General features: G+C 68.4%; 11 protein-coding genes and 1 pseudogene. 6 read left to right on the top strand and 6 right to left on the bottom strand.

Features of this window, described 5'->3' with window-relative positions:
* Positions 1-22: 22 nt before the first annotated feature.
* The 5 genes and pseudogenes from EGK63_RS02365 (at position 23) to EGK63_RS02345 (ending at position 6,780) form a co-directional block, all read left to right on the top strand.
* Complete coding sequence (locus EGK63_RS02365; protein WP_125899744.1) at positions 23-1,279, top strand: hydrolase; 1,257 nt, start codon at positions 23-25, stop codon at positions 1,277-1,279.
* Positions 1,280-1,283: 4 nt separating this feature from the next.
* Complete coding sequence (locus tag EGK63_RS02360; RefSeq protein WP_125899743.1) at positions 1,284-2,291, top strand: arginine N-succinyltransferase; 1,008 nt, start codon at positions 1,284-1,286, stop codon at positions 2,289-2,291.
* Positions 2,292-2,499: 208 nt separating this feature from the next.
* Positions 2,500-3,927: pseudogene (gene astD / locus EGK63_RS02355) on the top strand (succinylglutamate-semialdehyde dehydrogenase); the annotation flags it as partial.
* Positions 3,924-5,258, top strand: coding sequence for an N-succinylarginine dihydrolase (astB, locus tag EGK63_RS02350; protein WP_125899741.1), 1,335 nt, complete (start codon positions 3,924-3,926; stop codon positions 5,256-5,258). The pseudogene astD and the gene astB, both read left to right, overlap by 4 nt.
* Before the next feature lie 91 nt (positions 5,259-5,349).
* Positions 5,350-6,780 (top strand): alkaline phosphatase PhoX, encoded by a 1,431-nt coding sequence (locus tag EGK63_RS02345; protein WP_125899740.1) that lies wholly within the window; start codon positions 5,350-5,352, stop codon positions 6,778-6,780.
* A 350-nt stretch (positions 6,781-7,130) separates the two neighbouring features.
* Here the strand turns inward: EGK63_RS02345 and phhA are convergent, their stop codons facing one another.
* Positions 7,131-8,006, bottom strand: coding sequence for a phenylalanine 4-monooxygenase (gene phhA / locus EGK63_RS02340; RefSeq protein WP_125899739.1), 876 nt, complete (start codon positions 8,004-8,006; stop codon positions 7,131-7,133).
* 201 nt (positions 8,007-8,207) lie between these two features.
* Between phhA and EGK63_RS02335 the strand changes: the two genes are divergently transcribed.
* On the top strand, positions 8,208-9,317 hold the full coding sequence (locus tag EGK63_RS02335; protein ID WP_125899738.1) for a Ppx/GppA phosphatase family protein: 1,110 nt from the start codon (positions 8,208-8,210) through the stop codon (positions 9,315-9,317).
* Here the strand turns inward: EGK63_RS02335 and EGK63_RS02330 are convergent.
* From EGK63_RS02330 to gyrA, 5 genes are all read right to left on the bottom strand, one after another.
* Positions 9,314-10,198: a peptidylprolyl isomerase gene (locus tag EGK63_RS02330; RefSeq protein ID WP_125899737.1), complete on the bottom strand. Its 885-nt coding sequence runs from the start codon at positions 10,196-10,198 to the stop codon at positions 9,314-9,316. The genes EGK63_RS02335 and EGK63_RS02330 overlap by 4 nt on opposite strands.
* Positions 10,199-10,233: 35 nt before the next feature.
* The gene (locus tag EGK63_RS02325; RefSeq protein WP_165906517.1) at positions 10,234-11,055 is read right to left on the bottom strand and encodes a peptidylprolyl isomerase; all 822 of its coding nucleotides are present in this window, start codon (positions 11,053-11,055) and stop codon (positions 10,234-10,236) included.
* A gap of 26 nt (positions 11,056-11,081) precedes the next feature.
* Positions 11,082-11,567, bottom strand: a complete 486-nt coding sequence (coaD, locus tag EGK63_RS02320; protein ID WP_125899735.1) for a pantetheine-phosphate adenylyltransferase — start codon at positions 11,565-11,567, stop codon at positions 11,082-11,084.
* A gap of 54 nt (positions 11,568-11,621) precedes the next feature.
* Positions 11,622-12,419: an aminotransferase class IV gene (locus tag EGK63_RS02315; protein WP_125899734.1), complete on the bottom strand. Its 798-nt coding sequence runs from the start codon at positions 12,417-12,419 to the stop codon at positions 11,622-11,624.
* Between the two features lie 147 nt (positions 12,420-12,566).
* Positions 12,567-15,341 carry a DNA gyrase subunit A gene (gene gyrA, locus EGK63_RS02310; RefSeq protein WP_125899733.1) on the bottom strand — a complete coding sequence of 925 codons (2,775 nt, stop codon included), beginning with the start codon at positions 15,339-15,341 and terminating at the stop codon, positions 12,567-12,569.
* Positions 15,342-15,347: the final 6 nt, after the last annotated feature.

The following is a 15,347-nucleotide window of genomic DNA, read 5'->3' as shown; positions in this document are numbered from 1 at the left end:
CCGCCCGTCTAGGGTCGCCGCCATGCGGATCGAACCTCAAGATCAGGCCGTGCTCGATCACGTCGCGGCCCGTGGCGACGCCATTGTCCAGCGCGCCGTCGACTGGTCCAATATCAACTCAGGCAGCCGCCACGCCGAAGGCCTGGCGCGGGTTCTCGATGTTCTGGACGCCACGGCGCGCGCCGCCTTCGCCCAGGCGACGATCGTGCGCGTGCCGACCCAAGGCTCCACCACCGTCGCCGACAGCGGCGCGGTGATCGCCGAGAGTTACGCCGACTGCCTGAAGATCACCGCCCGACCCGAGGCGCCGCTTCAGGTCGTGCTGACCGGCCACTATGACACCGTCTTCCCCGCCGACAGCGCCTTCCAGTGCGTCGTCACGCGCGACGACGGCGCCCTGAACGGCCCCGGCATCGCCGACATGAAGGGCGGAATCAGCGTCATGCTGGCCGCGCTGGAAGGGTTCGAATCCCACCCTCTCCGCCATCGCGTCGGCTGGACCGTGCTGCTGTCCCCCGACGAAGAAATCGGCTCCCCCGCCTCGGCGCCCCTGCTGGCGGAACTGGGCGCGCGCGGCCACGTCGGCCTGACCTATGAACCCGCCCTTTCCGACGGAACCCTGGCGGGCGAGCGCAAGGGCAGCGGCAACTTCCACCTGATCGTCACCGGCAAGGCCGCCCACGCGGGCCGCGCCTTCCACGAGGGCGCCAACGCCGTCGCGGGCGCCGCCATCATCGCCGCCCGCCTGCACGGCCTGAACGGCCAGCGCGAGGGCGTCACCGTCAACGTGGCCAAGATCGCGGGCGGCGGTCCCCTGAACGTCGTGGCCGACAACGCCGTGGTCCGCTTCAACGTCCGCGTGCCGGACGCGCAAAGCGCCGCCTGGATCGACGAGACGGTGCGCGCCCTCGCCGCCGAGCCGCCCTTCCCCGGCCTGACGCTGGACCTGCACGGCGGCATGACCCGCGCGCCCAAGCCGATGGACGCCAGCCAGACCGCCCTCTTCCACGCCGTGCGCGACGCCGGCGACCTGCTGGGCCAGACCATCGCCTGGAAGCCCTCCGGCGGCGTCTGCGAGGGCAACAACCTGCACGCCTCAGGCCTGCCCAACGTCGACACCCTGGGCGTCGTCGGCGGCGAGATCCATTCGGATCAGGAGTTCGCCTGGCCCGCCAGCTTCGTCGAACGGGCGCAGTTGTCCGCCCTGATCCTGTGCAAGATCGCCTCGGGCGAGATCGACGCCCTCGAACTGAAACAGCTCCGACTGGAGACGATGTAACCGCATGCTCGTTGTTCGCCCCGCCGGCCCCGCCGACCTTCATCACCTGCTCGAACTGGCCATCCTGTCCGGCCCCGGCTTCACCAGCCTGCCCGAGGACGCCGACGTCCTCAGCGAACGCCTGGAACTGAGCCAGGCCAGCTTCGAGAGCCGCATCCCGCCGCAAGAAGCCTGGTACACCCTGATGCTGGAAGACGGCGACACGGGCGACATCGACGGCGTCGGCTCGGTCAAGGCGACGGTGGGGCTGAAGCGTCCCTTCTTCAGCTTCCGCGTGGTCAACAACACGGTCCAGTCGCCTTCGCTGGGCATCAAGCTGAACCATCAGACCCTGGTGTTGGTGAACGAGTGCACCGGCTGGACCGAGGTCGGCTCCCTGTTCCTCAAGGCCGATCGTCGCAAGGGCGGCGCCGGGCGCCTGCTCAGCCAGTCACGCTACATGCTGATCGGCGCCCAGCCGGACCTGTTCGCGGACAACGTCCTGGCCGAACTGCGCGGCGTCTTCACGCCCGACGGCTACTGCCCCTTCTGGGACCATGTGGCGCACAAGTTCTTCCCGATGGACTTCGACGACGCCGACCGCATGAGCGGGTCGACCGACAAGCAGTTCATTCTCGACCTGGCGCCGCGTCACCCCATCTATATCGACCTGCTGCCCGAACCGGCCCGCGCCGTGATCGGCAAGGTCCACCCGCAGGGCGTGCCCGCCATGGCCCTGCTGGAATCCGAAGGCTTCCGCCCCAACGGCCTGGTCGACATCTTCGACGCCGGTCCGACCGTGGCCTGCGGCCGCGACAACATCCGCACCGTCCGCGACGCCCGCGTCCTGAGCGCTCGCATCGAGAAGGAGGTCGAGGTCGAACTGCCCAGCCTCGTCTCGACCGACAGCGTCTCGGCCTTCCGCGCCGTGCGCGCCCGCGTCCTGGTGGACGGCGAAACCGTTCACATGACCCCCGACGTCGCCGCCTCCCTGAAGATCAAGGACGGCGCCACGGTGCGGGTGAAGTCGTGATACCCGCGCTCAAGCAGCCGAAGGCGGTAGCGCACAAAAACGCCCTTCTCCCCTTGTGGGAGAAGGTGGCCTGCGAAGCAGGTCGGATGAGGGGTGTCGCCGCGACGTCCGCCTCTTATCTTAACTACAGCACCGCCCCGTCAGACGTCGCCGCAACCCTTCATCCGGTCGCTGCCGCGACCACCTTCTCCCTCAAGGGGAGAAGGGGAGAACTCAAATGACCCGTTTCATCTCCACCAACCCCGCCACCGGCGAAACCGTCTGGGAAGGCGAAGCCGCCACGACCGAACAGGTCGGCGCCGCCGTCGAGGCCGCCCGCGCCGCCTTCCCCGACTGGGCCGACCGCCCGCGCCAGGACCGCATCGACGCGGTCAAACGCTATCAGGCCATCCTGAAAGACCGCGCCCCCGAAATGGCCGAAGCCATCAGTCGCGAGACTGGCAAGGCCCTGTGGGAGACCAAGACCGAACTGGCCTCGATGGCGGGCAAGGTCGACATCTCGATCCGCGCCTATGACGAGCGCACCGGCGAGCGCAGCAGCGAGACCGCCTTCGGTCGCGCGACCCTGCGTCACCGCCCGCACGGCGTCTCGGCGGTCCTTGGCCCGTTCAACTTCCCCGGCCACCTGCCCAACGGCCACATCGTCCCGGCCCTGCTGGCGGGCGACACCGTGGTGTTCAAGCCGTCCGAGGAAACGCCCCTGACCGGCCAGCTGATGGCCGAATGCCTGGACGCCGCCGACCTGCCCAAGGGCGTGTTCAACATGGTGCAAGGCGGGCGCGAGACCGGCGCGGCCCTGCTGGACCAGCCCATCGACGCCCTGATGTTCACCGGCTCGGGCGCGGCGGGCGCGCATTTCCGGCGCAAGTTCGCCGATGACCCGCATGTCATCCTGGCGCTGGAGCTGGGCGGCAATAACCCCCTGGTCGTCTGGGACGCCGCCGACGCCGAAGCCGTCGCGGGCATCGTGGTCCAGTCCGCCTTCGTCACCACCGGCCAGCGCTGCTCCTGCGCGCGCCGCCTGATCGTGCCGGAAGGCGCGCAGGGCGACGCCATCGTCGAGGCCGTGGCCGCCATGTCGGACCGCCTGAACTTCGCCCCGTGGGACAGCGACCCCGAACCCTACGCCGGGCCGCTGATCTCCGAGAAGGCCGCCGGCAACGCGCTGGCCGCCCTGCAACAGCGCATCGACGCGGGCGCGCGCGTGATCCGCGCCTCCGGCCCCGTCGACAACCTGCCGGGCGCCTTCGTCAAGCCTGCGATCATCGACGTCACCGGCGTCGCGGTCGAGGATGAGGAGATGTTCGCTCCCTTCCTGCAGATCATCCGCGTCCCGATCTTCGACGCCGCCATCGCCGCCGCCAACGCCACCAAATACGGCCTGTCCGCTGGTCTGGTCAGCGACGATGCGAAGCACTGGGACCGCTTCATCAACCGCATCCGCGCGGGCGTGGTGAACTTCAACCGTCCGACCACGGGCGCGGCGGGCGACATGCCCTTCGGCGGCCTGGGCGCCAGCGGCAACCACCGCCCCAGCGCCTATTACGCCGCCGACTACTGCGCCTATCCGGTCGCCAGTTTCGAGGCGGGGTCGGTCAAGAACATCGAAAACGAGATCAAGGGCTTGCGCGCATGACTTCTGCTGTCGAGGCCAATGCCGACGGCCTGATCGGGCCGACCCACTCCTACGCCGGGCTGTCGCCGGGCAATCTGGCGTCCAGCCTGAACAAGGGCGAGGCGTCGAACCCGCGCGCGGCCGTGCTGCAGGGCCTCGACAAGATGAAGACCCTGGCCGACCTGGGCCTGCCCCAGTTCGTCCTGCCTCCGCATGAGCGGCCGAACATCCCCTTCCTGCGCGACCTCGGCTTCTCGGGCTCCGACGCCCAAGTGCTGGAGCGCGCATGGAAGGATGCGCCCTCCTTCGCCGCCGCCGCCTGTTCGGCCTCGCCCATGTGGGCCGCCAACGCCGCCACGGTGACGCCCAGCGCCGACAGCCGCGACGGCCGCGTCCACTTCACCCCCGCCAATCTGATCACCAATCTGCACCGCAGCCTTGAGCACGATCAGACGAAGCGCGCGCTGGACGCCCTCTTCCCCGACGCCAGCCGTTTCGCCGTCCACGACGCCCTGCCCTCGGTCGCCCATCTGGCGGACGAAGGGGCGGCCAACCACGTCCGCCTGTGCCGCGATCACGGCGAGGCGGGCGTCAATCTGATGGTCTGGGGCCGCGAGGCCTGGGAGCATTGGGACGGTCCCTATCCCGCCCGTCAGACGCGCGAGGCGTCCGAGGCGATCATGCGCCGCCACGAAGCGTCCGGCGCCGTCCTGGCGCGTCAGGGCAAGGCCGCCATCGCCGGCGGCACCTTCCACAACGACGTGGTCTGCGTCGGGGCCCTGGACACCCTCTTCTTCCATGAGCTGGCCTTCGAGGACACGGACGCGACCAAGGCCGCCATCCGCGCCGCCGCCGACGGATTCGAGCCGCAGTTCGTCGAGGTCTCGGCCGCCGACCTGCCGCTGGCCGACGCCATCAGCTCCTATCTGTTCAACTCCATGCTGATCCGGGTTCCGGGGCAGGACCGCCTGACCCTGATCTGCCCGACCGAGACGCGCGACAACCCGCGCAGCCATGCGGTCGCGCAAGGGCTCGCCGCCTCCAACGGCCCGATCGGCCATGTCGAATACGTCGACGTTCGTCAGTCGATGCGCAACGGCGGCGGCCCGGCCTGCCTCCGTCTCAGGGTCGTCCTGACCGAGGCCGAACTGGCGGCGACCAACCCGGCCATGCGCCTGACCGACGCGCTGCACGCCCGCCTGTCCGACTGGGGCCGTCGCTGGTATCGCGACAGCCTGACGGCGCACGACCTGGCCGATCCCGCCCTGCTGGACGAGACGCGCGGCGCGCTGGACGAGCTGACGCAGATCCTGAACCTCGGCGGCGGCTTCTATCCGTTCCAGCGGATCTGACCCTCAGACAGGACCATCGGCCGCAGCCCTCGTCACGCTGCGGTCAAGCCGCCGTCATCGGACCGTAATGCACCGCTCGTAAGCACGGCGCATGATCGCTTCACGCCGCGCCTTCATGGCCTCCGCCGCCGCCCTCGCCCTGTCGGGCTACGCCAAACGCGCCCACGCCGTCGCCGCCGAACCGGGCGGCTTCGTCGACGGCCCCTCGCGCAACGAGGTGTTCGGCTACGGCCCGATGAAGGCCGACCCCTACGGCCTGCTGGACCTGCCCGAGGGCTTCTCCTACCGCGTGGCGTCCCAGGCGGGCGAGACCATGGCCGACGGCCTGCTGACCCCCGACAAGTTCGACGGCATGGGCTGTTTCGGGCTGGACGAGGACCGGGTGATCCTGGTCCGCAACCACGAGGTCAATCCGCTGGAGTTCAACGCCAGCGCCTGGGGCGCCAACCATCGGCTGGTCGGCGATCTGGACCGCGCCCGCGTCTATGGCGTCTATCCCGATGAGAACGGCGCGGTCGCTCCGCTGGGCGGCGGCACGACCACCGTCGTCTACAACCTCAGGACCGGCCGCACCGAGCGCCAGCACCTCAGCCTGGGCGGCACGGCGGTCAACTGCGCCGGGGGCGTCACCCCCTGGGGCTCGTGGCTCAGCTGCGAGGAGATCGTCGCCGGGACCAAGGACGGCCTGCCTCAGGACCACGGCTGGGTGTTCGAGGTTCCGTCGCGCGCCACCGGCCTGGTCGATCCGACCCCGATCCGCGCCATGGGCCGCTTCAAGCACGAGGCCGCCTGCATCGATCCGCGCACCGGCGTCGTCTACATGACCGAGGACACGGCCGAGAGCCTCTTCTACCGCTACCTGCCGACCGACCCGCGCCGTCTGCAGGCGGGCGGCCGCCTTCAGGCCCTGGCCCTGCTCGATCAGGCGCGCGGCGACACCCGCAACTGGAACGACGTCCTGTGGCGCCAGGGCCAGCGCCTGGCCGTGCGCTGGGTCGATCTGGATCACGTCGAAAGCCCCGACGGCGACCTGTCCCTGCGCGGCCACGCCTCGGGCGCGGCCCTGTTCGCGCGCGGCGAAGGCGTCCACTGGGCGGGCGATCACCTCTACTTCACCTGCACCTCCGGCGGCGTCGGCCGCCACGGCCAGATCATGCGCTACGTCCCCAGCCCGCGCGAGGGCCAGTCGGACGAGGCGAGCCAGCCAGGCATGCTGGAGCTGTTCGTCGAGGCGGGCGACCGCGCCGTGCTGGACTATGTCGACAACATCGCCATCGCCCCGAACGGCCACGTCATCGGCTGCGAGGACAAGCAGGTCGGCACCCAGCATGTGAAGGGCGTCACCCCCGACGGCCGCGTCTACGCCATCGCCCGCAACGCCATGCGCCACGACGCCGATGAGTCGAACACCGAGTTCGCCGGCGTCTGCTGGTCCCCGAACGGCCGGACCATGTTCGTGAACCTGTACTCGCCCGGCATGACCCTGGCCGTCACCGGCCCGTGGGAGCGGTTCAGGGTCTGAGGCCCTTCCCCCATACCGTCACCCTCGGGCTTGTCCCGAGGGCCCATCGGGGCCTCACCCGCTACGGTTAGCTGTTAGGCGCGGCGATTAGACTCCGTGCTCGGGAGCGTGAACGGAACCTGGGCCCTCGGGACAAGCCCGAGGGTGACGGAAAGAAAGGAACGTCAGCGCATCCTCACCGTCCAAACGCAGGAAAATCCCGGCGTCGGCGCTCGCAGACCCGCGCTTTCACACCGTCGCCCAGACGCATGTCATCATCCCTCCCCCGCGCCGCCGCAGAGGAGAGTTTCAGACGAATTAGACTCTGTTTTTTCTCCCTCCCCTTCATGGGGAGGGAGACGATGCGCCGCCTATGCCGCGAACCGCCCGCCCTTGGCGGCGTAGGCCTGGGTGCCGTGCGTGAACACCTTGTCCGTCGGCAGGACGGCCTCGATCGGCAACGCCTCGGCGCCCTTCAGCCGCTCATAGACGGGGCCGAAGTCCTGCAACGTCACCGTCTTCAGCGCCTCGATGCTGTCGATAACGAAATAGACCTGCTGGAAGTCGTCGATGCGGTACAGAGTCTTCATCACCCGCTCCAGATCGAAGCCCAGGCGGTTCGGCGAAGGGTCTTCCAGGCTGAAGACGCTCTCGGTCGCCGACGACACGATGCCCGCGCCATAGATGCGAAGTTCGCCCGCTTCCTGCATCAGGCCGAACTCGACCGTGTACCAGTACAGGCGCGCCAGATTCGGCAGCATCCCCAGCGACGCCGCCCGCTGCCCGCCCTTGCCGTAGGCCTCCATATAGGCGGCGAAGTCGGGGTCGGTCAGCATCGGCACATGGCCGAACACGTCGTGGAAGATGTCCGGCTCCTGCAGGTAGTCCAACTGATCCGGCTTGCGAATGAACTGGCCCGAGACGAAGCGGCGGTTGGCCAGGTGGTCGAAGAAGACCTCGTCCGGCACCAGTCCCGGCACGCAGACCACGGTCCAGCCGGTCAGGGCTTGAAGCTTGGGGTTGATGACCTCGAAGTCGGGAATGCCGCCCGCGTTCAGGTCCAGCGCATCCAGCCCGCGCAGGAAGGCCTCGCTGGCGCGGCCGGGCAGAATCTTCATCTGCCGCTCGTACAGGGTGTTCCAGGTCTGGTGCTCGACCTCGGTATAGGCCGACCAGTTCTGAGGAATGGTCCAGTCGGCGGCGGCGCCTTCCGGCGGCTGCTCGAAAACGTGCTCGAAGTCGGACATGGGAACGCTCCTCACGGCTCTGATGGCCTTTCAGGGCAGATTAGCGCGCTCTTTCATCGTCGTCACGCATGACTGTTGCAACGCTGACGCGAGGTCGCTCATTCGTCACCACCGACAATGACGACTGGCGCGTCAGGGAGTCGCGGTCTAACTTATGCGGGACGGGCGCCGCTTCGGACCGCCCACATGAAAGCTCGGCCCATGCCGGAGACCCCTGGCGCGCCCGGACGGCGCGACTCGCGGTCCCTGCCTCGACCTTCCCGCAACGGCGGGAGCGTCGATCGAGATGCGCCTCTCTATGGCGCGCTCGACCTGGGGACCAACAATTGCCGCCTGCTGATCGCGCGTCCGGCGCGTGACGGCTTTCGCGTGGTGGATTCCTTCAGCCGCATCGTGCGCCTGGGCGAAAGCCTGTCGCGCACGGGCCGTCTGGACGACCGTGCGATGGACCGGGCCTATGCCGCCCTGGCCCTGTGTGCCGAACGGCTGGCCCGCAAGGGCGTGGATCCACAGCGCCTGACCGCCGTCGCCACCCAGGCCTGCCGCATGGCCGAGAACGGCCCCGCCTTCGTCGAGCGGGTGCGTCGCGGTACGGGCCTGCGGTTGCGGATCATCGACCCGTCCGAGGAAGCGGCCCTGTCGGTTTCCGGCTGTCTCAACCTGTTCGACCCGCGCGCCGAGGCCGTGCTGGTGATCGATGTGGGCGGCGGTTCGACCGAACTGTCCTGGCTGACCAAGGGCGCGTCCGGTTTCGACACCGTAGCCTGGATGTCGGCGCCGCTGGGCGTCGTCACCCTGGCCGAACGCCACCCGGAACCCGAGGGCAGCCCGCCGGAATGGTACGAAGCCATGGTCGCCGACTTCGGCGCCGCCATTGCCGCCGGAGCGCCTGACGCGCCGATCCTGGCTGAACTGTTCCGCACCAGCCGCGGCCACATGGTCGGCACCTCTGGCGCCATCACCAGCCTGGCGGGCATCCATCTGGGCCTGCGGCGCTATCAGCGCGATCTGGTCGACGGGCTGTGGATGACGCGCAGCGATTGCGAACGCGCGGCGGATCGCCTGATTACCTTGGGCCCTGCCGGCCGTGCGGCGGAAAACTGCATCGGGCCGGACCGGGCCGATCTGGTCCTGGCCGGCGCGGCCATTCTGGAAGCCGTCCAGCGCGCCTGGCCGTGCGAGCGCGTCCGCGTCGCCGACCGGGGCCTGCGCGAGGGTCTTCTGCTGCAGAGAATGCGCGAGGACCGCCAGCAGAAACCCCGCCGGAAACGCCGACGCCGCCGCAACGGCGGGGCCGCAGTTACGGCCTAGGCGCCTGGCGCGTCCACCTCGACCGGCAAGGCGATATCGCAAGCCGAGAAGTCCGCGCCACGCGCCGCCCGCACGCCGTCCGCCAGGGTGCGGAAAGCAGCCGAGGTCGTGTTCAGGACGCGCACCGTCGGCCGTTCGGCGACCGGCAGATCGCCCGCCACGCGCACGCGCGTCATGCGGTCAGGCTCGCTGACAATGCCGTCCGGGTTGGGGCTGAACTTCAGGGCGCGCACGACGTCCAGTCCTGACACCACGGAACCCCACACGGTGTAGCGTTTTTCCAGCGCCGGGTAGGGATGGCGCATCAGGAAGAACTGACTGTTGGCGCTGTCCGGAGCGTCATCCCGCGCCATGCCTGCGACACCGGGGCAGTAAAGGCCCCAGGCGTGAACCTTGCGATCCGCGGTGGTCGCCATGACGGCGTCAGGCTGAGTCTGGACCGGCAGGGAGTGCAGGAAGCCGACCTGGGCGCCCGCCGGCGCGGCGACAGCGGTGAAGGGCGTCTGCGCGTCGCGGCGGAAGGTGAACTCGGACTTCAGGTCGGGATGCCAGCTCTGACCCTCGCCCGTGCCCAGCGGGTCGCCGGTCTGAGCCATGAAGCCGTCAATGACACGATGCCACGGCACGCCGTCATAGAAACCCGCCTTGGCCAGCATGCGGATGCGCGCGACATGTCCCGGAGCAACCTCCGGCGCCATCTCGACCAGGATACGACCCTTGCTGGTGTCGATCACCAGAAGGTTGTCCGCTGGAACAACACGCCAATCGGCAGCCGTGACCGCCGGGGCGACCGGAGCCGATTCCTGCGCCATGACGGGCCATGCCGCCAGCGCCGACGCCAAGATCAAGGCGGCCTGCGTCGCCAGAAGTCCTTGCCTCATTCCTCCGCCCTCCCCGGCGTGTCGAAAGACGTCGATCACCCCCCCTGAACGGGCGGCTGGACGTCGCAGATATTGAAGGATGCGCCCTTTTCGGCTCGCGTCGCCTCGACGGCGGCGTTGAACGGCGCAGATCCGGGCACAGCCACGCGGATCTTCGGCCGCTCGGCTTCCGGCATGGCCGAGGCCAGCCGCGCGCGCGTCATGACATCGGCGTCCGGCCCTACGGCGCCGTCCTGCGCTTCGTTGCCAGCCTTGAGCGCGCGCACCACGTCCATCCCCTGCACCACCCGGCCGAAGACCGTGTAGCCGCCGTTCAGATTGTCGTTCTGGCCCATCATCAGGAAGAACTGGCTGTTGGCGCTGTCAGGCGAGCCGGCGCGCGCCATGCCCGCAACGCCAGGGCAGAACAACCCTTGGGCCGATGTCTTGAAGTCCGCCGTGACGAACATCTGGGCGTCGGGCTGCGTCACCACCGGAATGGAGCCCATGATCCCGCGCAGGCCCGGTCCGCTGTTCTCGACCGGAGCGAAGCCGCTGTCGCGGCCGCGCCGGAAGGTGAACTCGCCCTTCAAGTCAGGCAGTTCGCTGCCGCCCGCGCCGGTGCCCTGGGGGTCGCCGGTCTGGGCCATGAAGTCGGGAATGACGCGGTGGAATTTCAGTCCGTCATAGAAGCCCTGATTGGTCAGGGTGCGGATACGCTCGATGTGGTTCGGCGCCGCGCGCGGCTCCAACTCCACCAGCACACGCCCCTTGGCCGTGTCGATCACCCACAAATTCTCAGGCGCCACGGTACGCCAGTCGTTCGATTGAGCGGCCGCACCGCCGGCCAACAGGGCAGCGGTCGCCGCCAGCGCCATCACAGACTTGATATTCAAACCCGACCTCAACCCTTCTTGACCTTGTCCATCACCTGCACCGCAACGGCGGGGCTGACGAAGCTGTCGATCCGGCCGTCCAGCCGAGCGATTTCCTTCACCAGCCGCGAGGCGATGGCCTGGTGGCGCGGATCGGCCATCAGGAACACCGTCTCTATGTCGCTGTTGAGGCGCTGATTCATCGCCGTCATCTGGAACTCATACTCGAAATCGGCGACGGCGCGCAGGCCGCGTATGATGACGCTGGCGTCCAGTTCCTCGGCGAAATGCATCAGCAGGCTGGAAAAGGGCCGCACCTCAATGTCGGCGTTGAAGCGCGCCACCTCGGCCTTGAGCATCTCGACCCGCTCGGCGGTCGAAAACAGCGGGCCCTTGTCGTCGTTCTGAGCGACGCCGATGACCAGCCGGTCCACCAGCTTGACCGCCCGCCCGATGATATCGAGATGACCGTTGGTGACCGGATCGAAGGTGCCCGGATAAAGTCCGATACGCATGGCCGGCGGCCTCCCCATCGTTTGGGTCCGTTTAGCAGGTGCGAAATGAACGGCCTAGATTTTCTGACGCGGCTGTGATCGCCAAAGGGTGCCTATCTGTTGCACCGTCTCCGTCGCGCCGGTGAAAACATGGCCGTCGACGGCGGCGATTTCACCGGCAGGGGTGGCGCTGTTGCACAGAAAAGCCCCGTCAAAGCGCGACAGGTCCGGCAGCCGCACGACCTCGGTCCGCTGCGGCGATCCGGCGCGGTCCAGCGCCTCGCGGATCAGGGCCTGCGCCACGCCGTCTAGCATGGGCGCCTCAGGCCAGACCACCGTCTCGCCCTCGATGAAGCCGACATTCCACAGCGAGCCCTCGGAAATCCGGCCCTCGGCGTCGGTGAACAGGACGTCGTCGAATCCCGCCAGCCGCGCCATGCGTCGCGCCCGCAACAGGCCCATCGTGGCGACGTGCTTCAGATGCGGCGCTTCACGCGCATAGGCTTGGCTTTGCAGGCGCACGCCCTGCGGCAGGGGCGACGGCGGGGCCGAAACGCTGATCATCACCTGCGGCGCGCCGATCCAGTCCGGCTGGCGCAACGACAGTTCGCGGGAAAACAGGCTGATGCGCAGCCACGCATCCCCACGCCCTGCCAGCGCCATGCGTATCTGATCGCGCAAGCGATCCTCGACCACAGCCTCGCCGAACAGTTCGAGCGCTGAGACTTTCAGGCGTTCCAGATGCCGGTCCAGCCCGCGCACGCCTCCCTCCTCCACGCCGAAGGAGGTCAGGGCGCCGTAGTTGATCAGGGCCTGATGACCCAGGTCTTCAAGTCCGGCGGGACGGCCGTCGATCCAGAGTTCAGCCGCCATCCAGCCTTTCCTTCCCGTCATTCCCGGCCTTGTGCCGGGAATCCATAGACACAACGGCTAAGGTTCAGGCGCTGCGCTCACATGGCGTGCGCTGGCGGTTATGGATCCCCGGGACAAGCCCGGGGATGACGTAAAGCAGCGAGAAACCTAGCCCTCGCCGCCCTCGACCGCCGGGGCGTCGCCTGTGTCGCCGTCTTCATCGTCGCCGCCCGTATCGGCCAGACGCTCGACCGAGACGACCTTCTCGTCCTTGCCGGTGCGGAAGATGGTCACGCCCTGGCTGGAGCGACCGACGATGCGGACCTGGCTGACCGGGGTGCGGATCATCTGGCCGCCGTCCGTGACCAGCATCAGATCGTCCGACTCCTCGACCGGGAAGGCGGCGGCCAGGCGCGTGCCCGCGCGACCGCCCAGGCCGTGCGCCGTCAGCCCCTGGCCGCCGCGACCGGTGCGGCGATACTCATAGGCCGAGGACCGCTTGCCGAAGCCCGTTTCCGTGACCGTCAGGATGAACTGCTCGGCCGCGCCCAGTTCCGCAATGCGCTCGACGGACAGGGCGGCGTCGCCGGCCTCTTCATCGTCCGCCTCGACCGTGACGACATCCTCTTCCGCGTCCGCGCCAGCCAGCGCCTTACGCATGGCGTTGGCGTGTTTGACATAGGCGGCGCGCTCTTCCGGGGTCGCATCCACGCGGCCCAGGATGGCCATGGAGATGACCGTGTCGCCGTCCTGCAGGCGGATGCCCCGCACGCCGGTGGAGTCGCGGCCCTTGAACACGCGCACGTCGTCGGCCTTGAAGCGGATGGCCCGGCCCAGAGCGGTCGTCAGCAGCACGTCGTCCTCGGCCGTGCACAGGCCGACCCCGACCATGCCGTCGCCGTCTTCCAGCTTCATGGCGATCTTGCCCGCACGGTTCACCGTGGCGAAGTCGCTGAGCTTGTTGCGGCGCACGTCGCCCGACTGGGTGGCGAACATGATGTCGTAGTCGCCCCAGGTCGTTTCGTCTTCCGGCAGGGGCAGCACGTTCATGATGCTGTCGCCCGGCTCGATCGGGAGCAGGTTGACGAAGGCCTTGCCGCGCGACTGCGGATTGCCCAGCGGCAGGCGCCAGGTCTTCAGCTTATAGGCCTTGCCGTTGGTGGCGAAGAACAGGACCGGCGTGTGGGTCGAGGCGCTGAAGACGCTGGTGACGACGTCCTCATCCTTCATCGCCATGCCGCTGCGGCCCTTGCCGCCGCGATGCTGGGTCCGATAGGCGTTCAGCGCCACGCGCTTGACGTAGCCCGAGTGGGTCACGGTCACGACCATGTCCTCGCGCGGGATCAGGTCTTCGTCCTCCATCTCGGCGTCGCCTTCGCCGATGAGGGTGCGGCGATCCACGCCGAACTGATCCTTCACCAGCAACAGGTCTTCGCGGATGATGGCCAGGACGTTCTTGCGATCCGACAGGATGGTCAGGTGGCCCTGGATGGTGTCGGCCAGGGCGCGCGCCTCGCCGAAGATGTCGTCGCGGCCCAGGCCCGTCAGACGCGACAGCGTCAGGGCCAGGATGGCGCGGGCCTGCTCGTCCGTCAGGCGGATCTTGTCGCCCTCGACCAGGACGGTGCGCGGGTCGGCGATCAGCTCGACCAGGGCCATCATGTCCCCGACCGGCCAGGCCTTGGCCTGCAGCCGCTCGCGCGCCTCGGCCGGATCGGCCGAGCTGCGGATGATGTGGATCACCTCGTCGATGTTGGCGACGGCGACGGCCAGACCGACCAGGACGTGGCCGCGATCACGGGCCTTGGCCAGTTCGAACTTGACCCGGCGGACCACCACTTCCTCGCGGAAGTCGAGGAAGAGCTCCAGCAGCTTGCGCAGGCCCATCTGCTCGGGACGGCCGTGGTTCAGCGCCAGCATGTTGACGCCGAACGAGGATTGCAGCGCCGTATAGCGATACAGCTGGTTCAGGATCACATCGCCCGAAGCGTCGCGCTTCAGCTCGATGACGATGCGCATGCCCAGACGGTCGGACTCGTCGCGAACGTCGGCTATGCCTTCCAGACGCTTCTCGCGCACCATTTCGGCGATGCGCTCGATCAGGGTCTGCTTGTTCACCTGGAACGGCAGTTCGGTGATGATGATGGCGTCGCGATCCTTGCGGATCTCTTCGATCGACGCCTTGCCGCGCACGATGACCGAGCCGCGCCCGTCGCGCAGAGCGTTACGCGGGGCCGTGCGGCCCATGATCTCGCCGCCCGTGGGGAAGTCCGGTCCCGGCACGATGTCCAGCAGGGCGTCGTCCGACACGTCCGGGTCGTCCAGCAGGGCGACCGCAGCGTCGATCACTTCACGCAGGTTGTGCGGCGGGATGTTGGTCGCCATGCCGACGGCGATGCCGCCCGCGCCGTTGACCAGCAGGTTCGGAATCCGCGCCGGCAAGACGACAGGCTCCAGTTCCTTCTCGTCGTAGTTCGGCTGGAAATCGACGGTGTCTTTTTCGATGTCGGTCAGCAGGGCCACGGCGGCCGGGGCCATCTTGGCCTCGGTGTAACGCATGGAGGCGGGCATATCGCCGTCGACCGAGCCGAAGTTGCCCTGACCGTCGACCAGCATCAGCCCCATGGAGAAGTCCTGGGCCATACGGACCAAGGCCATGTAGACCGAGGCGTCGCCGTGCGGGTGGAACCGGCCCAGCACGTCGCCGACCACGCGGGCGCACTTCGAATACGACCGCTCGGGCGTCATGTTCAGGTCGTGCATCGAATACAGGATGCGGCGGTGAACAGGCTTCAGACCGTCACGCGCGTCAGGCAGGGCGCGGCTGACGATCACGCTCATGGCGTAGTCGAGGTACGAGCGTTTCAGCTCATCCTCGATGGTGATGGTCGAAATATCGCCCGGCGCCGAAGGGGCGGCGTTTTGGTAGCTGTCGTCGGTCAAGGAAAT

Origin of the sequence: Brevundimonas sp. 357 (assembly GCF_003938605.1) — a bacterium.
GTDB lineage: Bacteria > Pseudomonadota > Alphaproteobacteria > Caulobacterales > Caulobacteraceae > Brevundimonas.
The sequence above is the reverse complement of the archived record's forward strand: the minus strand, read 5'-3'. Positions and strand labels throughout refer to the sequence as shown.